Source organism: Curtanaerobium respiraculi (assembly GCF_024609215.1).
GTDB classification, from domain to species: Bacteria; Actinomycetota; Coriobacteriia; order Coriobacteriales; family Eggerthellaceae; genus Curtanaerobium; species Curtanaerobium respiraculi.
Window position 1 is genome coordinate 1 of sequence record NZ_JANIPD030000018.1, and the last position, 8646, is coordinate 8646.

The window sequence follows — 8646 nt, forward strand, 5'->3', positions numbered from 1 at the left end:
TGCCAGACTCCTTTACGAGAAGCGGGGCTCTCACACGAAATGTCGGCAACCCTGCCCGCCAGAATCTGCATTGCATCCACAAGCATTCGATAATCGGCTCGAAAATGCAACGACTAAAAGATAGGAGACCAAATGGAAAAAGCAAGGCTCATCACCGCCAAGGAAGTGTCCGACGACCTGGGCATCAGCGTTCAGTACGCGTACTCGATCATCAAGCAGCTCAACAAGGAGCTCGAAGAAGACGGATGCTTCGTCGTCAAGGGCAAGACGAACCGCTACTACTACGAGCAGCGGCTCTTCGGCAACCTGGAGGAAGTCGAGATCGACGAGGACCTCAAATGAGCGTCCACAAAGACAAGAAACGCGGCACCTGGCGCGTGGCGTTGCACTATGAGGACGCGGCAGGCAAGCTCGTCAACACGACCAAGCGAGGGTTCAGGACGAAATCGGAGGCGCTTGCCTGGGAGCGTGATGTTCTAGCCGACGCATCCGCCAGCATAGACATGAAATTCTCATCGTTCTATGAGCTCTACGAGGCGGATGTTCGCCCTAGGGTGAGGGTCACCACATGGGACCAAAAGCAAAACGTGGTCAGATCGAAAATCCTTCCCTACTTCGGGAAAAAGAAAATGTCGTCAATCACCGCGAAGGACATCATGGCTTGGCAAAACGAGCTCATGACCCGACCCGGCAAGAACGGCAAGCCCTACACGGAAACGTACCTAAGAACCGTGGACAACCGGCTCTCTGTCGAGCGCAGGAGCGCCCGACCGCCAAAGAAGGGAGTTTTCCCAGGGCGCCCAACATTCACCCTCTACGCTTGGACCCTCATAGGTCGAAGTCAAGAGGAACGCGCCTCGGCGATATCAACACCTACCAGTCGCGACACGTTACGCGCGAGCGCCCGACTTCGCCGCGTCGCACGCGGAGGCGCCGTTGCCCGTCGCGACGTTTGCCGACGAAGCCTTCGCAGCCGCACGAGCGGCAGCATCGGCGGCAGCAACCTCGCCCGTCCCCACGTTCGCACGCTTTTTCGCCTTGATGCGCAGCGCGCACGCGAAGCCGACCACCGCAAGCGCAAGCGCAAACGCGAATCCCCAATGAGACCCTTCGGCAAAGGCAAGCGCAGAGTTGGCCCCACCAGCAGCGATATAGTTCGCCTGGCCTGCGGTAAGAAGGCTCGTCACCACTGCGGTGCACACGGCGCCGAGCACTTGCTGCATCGTGTTGAGCGCCGTGGAGCCGTCGGTCGACAGCTCGCGGGGCAACGAGGAGAGAGCATGCGTCTGGCAGGGCGACATCGCGAGCGGCACGCCAACCATCATGACCACATGGCAGGCAACGACATAGGCAAGCGGAGACTCAGGCGTCGCGAAAAGCAGCGCCGCCGCGCCGACGATGGTCAGCCCGAAGCCACATACCGCCGGCCCGCGCGCGCCGATGCGGTCATAGATGCGGCCGGAGATCATGCTCATGAGCGCGTTCACGATGCCGCCGGGCAACATGACCACGCCGGTCACGGCCACTGCCAAAAGCATGCCGCTCTGGTAGAACTGCGGCAGGATGTACATGGCGGAAAGGGTGATGCCGAAGTTGACCATCATGCACACGGCACCCACGCGGAATCCCTGGTGGGAGAAGATGCGCATATCGATGACGGGCACCTCCATGGAAAGCTGACGGCGAACATAGAGCGCAAGGCACACGAGGCCCGCGACAAGCCCGCCCAAAACGATGGGGGATGCCCATCCGCAAGAGCTCGCCATTCCCGCGCCAAGCACAATGCCGCCGAAGCCCACGACCGAAAGCACGACGGAAGGCGCATCGATAGAAGGCCTGGTCAGCTTATAGGGATTTACCTCGAACTTCCATGCGAAGATGATTCCCACCAGGGCGATAACCGCAAAGCTCGCAAAGACGAGGCGCCACGAGCCGGCGCCGATAAGAGCGCCCGCAAGCGTCGGACCAATAGCCGGCGCGAACATGATGACAAGCGCGTTCGTCCCCATGGCGGCCCCGATCTTGTGCGGAGGAATCACCTCGAGCACCATGGCGAACATGATGGGCAGGACAAGCCCCGTGCCGATGCCCTGCAACGCACGGCCAGCGAGTGCTATGGGAAACGAGGGGGCAACCGCGCTCGCCACCGCGCCGATGAAGAAGGCGCCGAGCGCGAACAAGGTGAGCTTGCGGGCAGAGAACCACTTCATGAGCAGGCTCGCGAACGGCAGAACCACGCCGATTACAAGCATATAGCCCACCACGAGCCATTGCGTGACGGACACGTCGACGCCGAAAGCGAGGGAAAGCTGGGGCAGGGCGATATTGAGCGCGGTCTCGCTGTACATGCCGGCGAAGCCACCGCAGTAGAGTCCCATGAGGGCAAGATAAGGATGCGCCACCTCGACACGGGCGCGGAGAAGTTTGGCATTGCTCGAAGTCACTGTTTCAATTGTTCCTTTCTTTCGGGAATACTCGCCAAAAGACAACGTCGACATAAAAAATGGCCGCAACATGCTCGTTGCGACCACCTCTGCACATCGTATGCAGCGTCTCCCTGCGCCTTTTGACTTCCTCAAGTTAAGCACAAACCGAAGGCGTTTCGTAAGCGAAGACTTTGTGGATTTCCCCGAATTGCGGTCACAAATCCTTAATTCGCATGACCTCCGCTTGCCTACGAACGCAACCGAGCACATAAGACAGAGCGCGAGAAGCGCTATCTCCGAACGCCTGAAAACGCGTAGAAGCCCAGCGTGTCCACCAGCGCCTCGATCATGAACCTTCTCTCCCAAAGAGCGCTCTCCTCGCTCGCCGAGCGCAAGCCGAAGCTCACCCCGCGGCGACCGCCTCATGGTGGAGATTGGTGGCTTCCCTGCCGATTCCGTGTGCCACGACGAACCGCCCACTTGGTTTGAGCAGGCGGTATACCTTCTTTACCAGCGCAGGCTTATCAGGAAAGTGGGGATAGGCGTTGTAGATGACCACGGCGTCGAAACGCTCGCCCTCGTCGAGCGAGAGCGCGTCGCAAGCCCGAAACTTCACGGATGGCTCGTTGCCGAACTATTCCTTTGCATGCGCGACCATCTTCTCAGACATATCGACCGCCACGATTTCCCCCGCCTTGGCCGCAAGATAGAAAGGGACCATAACGCCCGTACCGCACCCCAGGTCGAGGTGAGCAAGGTGTGGAAGGGCGATGCCGAAGGCGAGCGTCCGAGATCGGTCACGGTTCAGCTTCTGAACGGAGGAACGGTCATCGATAGCGCGATTCTTTCGACTGAAAACGGCCACCCAAGCGTGCAGATTGCAGCTTCTGGCCAGCGAGCTGCCCGCTAGCCAGAAGCGTCTACTTCTTCTTCATCGACATGCAGTGAGCGCATGGGCGCTGTGGCGTGTGCATCTTCAACTGCGGGATAGCAATCGACCTCCTGGCACCGAAGGACGCTTACCGTAAGCTGAACCAGCGCTCTTCCGTGCGCCGGCCCTCCCCTCACAATTTACTATCAAGCCCACCGCTCCACTGACCCGACGCGGTAGGTGGGCTTGATTATCGGCTATTTTTCCTTACGGAAAATCAAAATGTATTGATGGGCCTGATTGGCGACAAACGACAATGGATAACCGTACGGGAATAGCTTCGCTGATTTATCTTTCCAGATCTTGCGCACCAGATGAAAAAATGTATTCATAGAGTGGGAATAGGAAATTCCTTAGTTATGGGGGTGCAAATCATACCTTTGATAAACTATACCCCCATAAATATATGATTTGATATACTGGCTCCAATGAAGATTGGAGCCAGTATGCGTTTATTCCCTCGTGAAAACTATCTGAAGAAGATCCGCGGCTTCTACCATGACGACGGGATGATCAAGGTCATCACCGGCGTCCGCCGCTGCGGCAAGTCCTGCCTCATGCAGTGCATCGCCGAAGAGCTGAGGGCCGAAGGCGTCGATGACGAGCACATCGTCTTTTTCGACCTAGACCGGTACGGGTACCGATCTGTCAAGGCTCCAGAACAGCTCGAGGCCCTCATCGAGCCCCTGCTCGCTGTCTCGGGGACGAAGTACCTTTTCATCGACGAGGTGCAGAACGTCGAGGGTTTCGAAGACGTGCTCAACGGGTTTCGCACCGAAGGCGGCTTCTCCATCTTCATCACCGGGTCGAACTCCTATCTGCTTTCAGGCGAGCTGGCCACGAAGCTAACCGGGCGCTACATCGAATTCGAGATGCAGACGCTGGACTTTGGCGAGTATTGCCAGATGAAGCGCTTCTCGGGGCTGCCCGTGAACCCGAATCCGGTCGCGGAATTCGATGCCTACATCCTCGAGGGAGGCTTCCCGAAGGCAATGGATTACCCCCAGCTCACCGACAAGCGCGCTTACGTCGCGGCGGTAATCCAGGAGATCTTCGAAAAGGACATCCGCAGGCGCGTGAAGATCAAGAACGTCTCCGTGTTCAACCAGGTGCGCGACTACGTCATCAACAACTTCGGCGCCACCACTTCGCTTGCGAACATCCAGTCCGACCTCGAAAGCAAGCAGGGCGTGAAGGTCAAGCGCGAGACTCTCGCGCGATACCTCCAGATCCTCGAGGACGCGAAGATCGTCAGCAAGTGCGTCCGCTTCGACCTGAAGTCGCGAAAATCGCTGCGCGGTGAGCAGAAGTACTACCTGGCGGACCTGAGCTTCTACTTCGCCCTCAACACCGACAACCGCATCAACTACGGGCCCGTCCTCGAGAACATCGTTTACCGCTACGCTCGCGCGCAGGGTTGCAAGGTCAGCGTCGGGCGCATTGGAAAGCTGGAATGTGACTTCATCCTCAGAAACCCAGAGATGGGCTACGCATACGTTCAGGTCGCAATGACCATCATGGCCGACCGGTCCACCGAGGAGCGCGAATACCGCCCGTTCGAGCAGATCAGAGACAACTACCCCAAGTACCTTTTGACGCGAAGCGATCCCATTCAGCAAAGGGACGGCATCATCCATGCCAACATCCCCGAGTTCATGCAGGAAGGGAGGACCTTCTGAGCGGGATGGAGATTGGCTGTTGACGAGCGGTGCAATAGACAGCGGTGTCAGTTTCAAGTGAAACTGACACCGCTTCTGTATGAGGGTTTAAGGGTTGCCACAGATGGCGATCAATGCCCGCGATGCTTCTGCTTGCGCCTCAGCTTCCGCTGCTCGAAGCGCGCCTCCGCCTCGTCTGCGCGACGTTGGCTTCTTGCGCGGACCGACTCCCGTTTCATTGTCTCCCGCTGACTCGCGAGCGCCTGCTGCGCCTTGGTTCCCATCGCCGGCTGCTTAAGGGCCTTCGACACCTCGCGGGCGCGGCGCTTGGGGTTTTTCGCAGGCTTGCTTCCCTCGGCGGGATCGTCACCGAAGAACGCGAGCTTCGCCCATTTGCTTCTAACGAATTGCAGGATTTCCTCATCGGACGGCTCCGCGCCGAAGACGATGCGAGCGACGCCGTACCTTCCGTCCTCGACATGTTCCGCCAGCCCGACCCAAAATTGACCGTCATGAAATACGATCAGAGTGGACGACACACTGATCTGCATGGTTGATTCCTCCTTTATGTAGATGACCATGCAGAGAAGGGACAACCAAGGAGGCAGGTTACTGATGCGGACTCCCGCACGCCCACGACTACCCGACGGGGACTGTGTTTTCATCTCTGATGTCCGCATTGTAGCACGAGCGGTTATCGCAGGCGCACCGCATGACCTCGAGAGGGGCGATGCGGGTTGAGTTGGATTGAAAAGCTCGAGATCTCGGATGCGCGCGGCTTCCATTTCGGTGTACAGCACGAAGAAGACGCCCTTCTGTTTGAGGTGCTCGATTTGCTGCTCTCCCGCGGGGATGGGCTTTCTGCTTTGGGCGTCTGCCATCATCGGCTTCCTGTCGCCAACCTGCATGGGTCATTCTACCAGCGTGTTCTCGCGTTACCGCGAAGACCGTTCGTCGGTTCATGGCGCAACCGCCTGCAACTATTCCCTTATTTCGACAAGGGTAAATAGTTTGACCTGCGGTTTTGCAAACTGCTCGAAAGCCACCTGCGCTGATTCACTTGCGATTGCAGCTGGCGGCTTGCGCGCTAAAGGGCAGTTGAGTTTCAAAACGGGCGTTTTCGGCGCCATCGAGCCTCCAAAGGCGTCCCGCCGCGCCCTTTGGGACAAAAGTCAAAACTCAAAGCCCTGAGTTTGGAAATAGTTTTTGAAGTTGTCCCAGCCTTTGTCCCCAAAGCTGATGAAACACGACATGGTGATGCTTGGCGGCACTCGGCTCGAGACGGCACCGACAACTGGGTGCAACTGGAGTGACGGGACGACAGAACCAGAACCATCGAGTGGGAATAGGGAAATTTGGGAATATCATTCCCAAATTTGACCACATCAATGCAAAATGAGAAAATTGCCTCCGTGCAAAGGAGGCAACTCATGTACATCAGGCGCGAAATCGAGTCGACCATCGACACCATGCTTACACAGGGTAAGGTGATTCTTGTCACCGGTGCGCGGCAAGTCGGCAAAACCACAATGCTCAAAGAGCACCTCGGGGACTCCTTCAGCTATGTCTCGATGGAAAATCCGCGCGACTATCTGCTGGTTAAGCAGGATGCAGTTCTCTTTTTCAACTCCCATGAGCTACCTCTCATCATCGACGAGGTTCAGCGGGTGCCCGAGCTGTTCTCCCCAGTGAAGTGGATTGTCGACCAATCCGACCAGAAGGGCTGCATCGTGCTTACCGGGTCGCAAACGTATCATCTGATGAAGGGCGTGAGCGAGTCCTTGGCCGGCAGGATCAGGATTATCGAGATGCCTCCGCTTAGCTTAAGGGAGCTCATTGACGCTGCGAACAGTCCTCATCCTTACGTGCCGACACGTATTACAGAACCCAAGCATGTGAAAGACCTGGATATCTGGAGCCTCATCCACAGGGGATCTATGCCCGAGCTCCAAGATGACTCCATGGACTGGGACTCCTTCTACTCGGATTACGTATCCGCATATCTCGAACGCGACGTCCGCGACCTCATCAACGTGCAGGATGAGACCAAGTTCTACAGCTTCATGGTCGCATGTGCTGCAAGATCGGCGCAGTTGTTCAACGCTACCGACATCGGAAACGCAATCGACGTAGACCACAAAACAGCCAAGGCGTGGCTCTCGGTGCTTCAGGCCTCAAACATCGTGAGGGTCATCCAGCCGTTCTGGCCAAACGTAGACAAGCGTCTTTCCAAGACCCCGAAGGTTTTCTTCATGGACACAGGGCTGGTGTGTCACCTCACACGATGGACTACTCCCGATCAGCTCCGCAACGGTGCAGTCGCCGGCCATGTCTTCGAGACGTTCGTCGTCTCGGAGGTGCTCAAGAGCTACATGAACGCAGGCGCGAACCTTCGCGACGTGTGGTTCTACCGAGACGCAAAGAAACGCGAGATCGATCTCGTCATACAGGAAGGTCATGTGCTGCATCCCGTGGAGATTAAGATGGCTGCCACCGTTGGAAGTGATGTCGTCAAGAACTTCGGCTGCTTGGACAGCCTCTCGGATTACGAGGTTGGGTTTGGGCACGTGGTCTGCCAGACCGATGAGCCCTATCTTGTGACGCACAATGTTCAGGCCGTGCCGGTCTGGGAGGTTTAGCGAGGCTCCAATTTAGGATATAGAGATCTGTAAGATGTCGTGCCTCCCGCCGGTATGAATGTTGTTGCAGGCCTCATACCTACAGCTTAATGTTCCTATTCCCGAAACTTCACAAAATGCGAGCTTGAGGAATAGGAATGAGATTTGTTGGGCTTGCTTCTGATTTTAAGTCTATCGTCTCCACGCGCGGAGCGTCTCGTCTAGCTCGTCTTTCCTGACACGCAGCAGTCCCCCGATCCTTATGGCGGGAATCTTCAGCCGATCGATGAGCTTGTAGACCGACTTCTTCGATACGCGCAGGTATTCCGCGACCTGTGGCACGTCCATGAGGCCGTCGGGCAGGTCGTTCGCTTCGGATGTCGAGGAGGCAGCAGATTCACGTTTCTCCGCCCCGGCATTCTTGCGGCTTTCCGCATCATTGTCCGATATTCCCCACTTTGCTGGGAACGCGTCGCGTAATACCTGGAGGATGTCGTCTTTCATGAAGTGGCCAAACCGCCTCTCGTCTTGCATCTGGTGCCCTCGGGTTGCAGAAGACCCAAGGAGTCGCGTCTTCTGGACGGGACAAGCGGAGAGATACCTGTTGGGATGCGTGCAAGCGAAGTCACATGGAGCGCTAGTTGTTTAGTGCCAAGACGTTGTTTGCGTCCGACGGATGACAAACAGGGATGGCTCCCGCACACTGCCAGTCGTCTGGGCTTGCAGCAGGGAGGGCAACCCCATGCCACGGCATCCCAACGCAAGACTCACGCTCAGATGGCGGGAGACGCTCGTCTATCGCGCTGCCGGCAACCGCGCTGCCGACGCCGTTCTTGAATACTCCCTTCGTGGTCGGGGAGGGTTTGCCTGCGGCGGTTTCGGGAGAGCGGACCATCTTGGACCGCGTGGAAACTATAGCACGAAATTGAACGGTATGTATTGACCGTTCGGAAGTGAACGATTACCATGCAATTGCAAAACCGTTCAATAACGAACGCTAGGAGGAAACATGG

8 protein-coding genes and 2 pseudogenes are annotated in these 8646 nt (G+C 57.2%); 6 read left to right on the forward strand and 4 right to left on the reverse strand.

Annotated features, from left to right (window positions below; translation table 11 throughout):
* The first annotated feature begins 132 nt into the window (after window positions 1-132).
* Window positions 133-342: a DNA-binding protein gene (locus NOV21_RS06325; RefSeq protein WP_283171785.1), complete on the forward strand. Its 210-nt coding sequence runs from the start codon at window positions 133-135 to the stop codon at window positions 340-342.
* Window positions 339-668, forward strand: a pseudogene (locus NOV21_RS11360) (tyrosine-type recombinase/integrase); the annotation flags it as partial. The gene NOV21_RS06325 and the pseudogene NOV21_RS11360, both read left to right, overlap by 4 nt.
* A 222-nt stretch (window positions 669-890) precedes the next feature.
* Here NOV21_RS11360 and NOV21_RS06330 read toward each other — a convergent pair.
* The gene (locus tag NOV21_RS06330) at window positions 891-2444 is read right to left on the reverse strand and encodes a DHA2 family efflux MFS transporter permease subunit (protein WP_283171700.1); all 1554 of its coding nucleotides are present in this window, start codon (window positions 2442-2444) and stop codon (window positions 891-893) included.
* A 385-nt stretch (window positions 2445-2829) separates the two neighbouring features.
* Window positions 2830-3147 (reverse strand): annotated as a pseudogene (locus NOV21_RS06335) (class I SAM-dependent methyltransferase).
* Here NOV21_RS06335 and NOV21_RS06340 point away from each other — a divergent pair.
* A complete protein-coding gene (locus tag NOV21_RS06340; protein WP_283171701.1) occupies window positions 3073-3336 on the forward strand; it encodes a Cna B-type domain-containing protein in 264 nt (87 codons plus the stop codon). The pseudogene NOV21_RS06335 and the gene NOV21_RS06340 overlap by 75 nt on opposite strands.
* A 467-nt stretch (window positions 3337-3803) precedes the next feature.
* Window positions 3804-5036 carry an ATP-binding protein gene (locus tag NOV21_RS06345; protein WP_256314963.1) on the forward strand — a complete coding sequence of 411 codons (1233 nt, stop codon included), beginning with the start codon at window positions 3804-3806 and terminating at the stop codon, window positions 5034-5036.
* A gap of 110 nt (window positions 5037-5146) precedes the next feature.
* Here NOV21_RS06345 and NOV21_RS06350 read toward each other — a convergent pair whose 3' ends face one another.
* Window positions 5147-5566 carry a YjdF family protein gene (locus NOV21_RS06350; protein ID WP_283171702.1) on the reverse strand — a complete coding sequence of 140 codons (420 nt, stop codon included), beginning with the start codon at window positions 5564-5566 and terminating at the stop codon, window positions 5147-5149.
* Window positions 5567-5752: 186 nt separating this feature from the next.
* Here NOV21_RS06350 and NOV21_RS06355 point away from each other — a divergent pair, with 186 nt between their 5' ends.
* Window positions 5753-6025 carry a hypothetical protein gene (locus tag NOV21_RS06355; protein ID WP_256314961.1) on the forward strand — a complete coding sequence of 91 codons (273 nt, stop codon included), beginning with the start codon at window positions 5753-5755 and terminating at the stop codon, window positions 6023-6025.
* Between the two features lie 420 nt (window positions 6026-6445).
* Window positions 6446-7654 carry an ATP-binding protein gene (locus tag NOV21_RS06360; RefSeq protein ID WP_283171703.1) on the forward strand — a complete coding sequence of 403 codons (1209 nt, stop codon included), beginning with the start codon at window positions 6446-6448 and terminating at the stop codon, window positions 7652-7654.
* A 171-nt stretch (window positions 7655-7825) separates the two neighbouring features.
* On the opposite strand, the gene NOV21_RS06365 is transcribed toward NOV21_RS06360, so the two are convergent.
* Window positions 7826-8137, reverse strand: a complete 312-nt coding sequence (locus NOV21_RS06365) for a helix-turn-helix domain-containing protein (RefSeq protein WP_283171704.1) — start codon at window positions 8135-8137, stop codon at window positions 7826-7828.
* Between the last annotated feature and the right edge of the window lie 509 nt (window positions 8138-8646).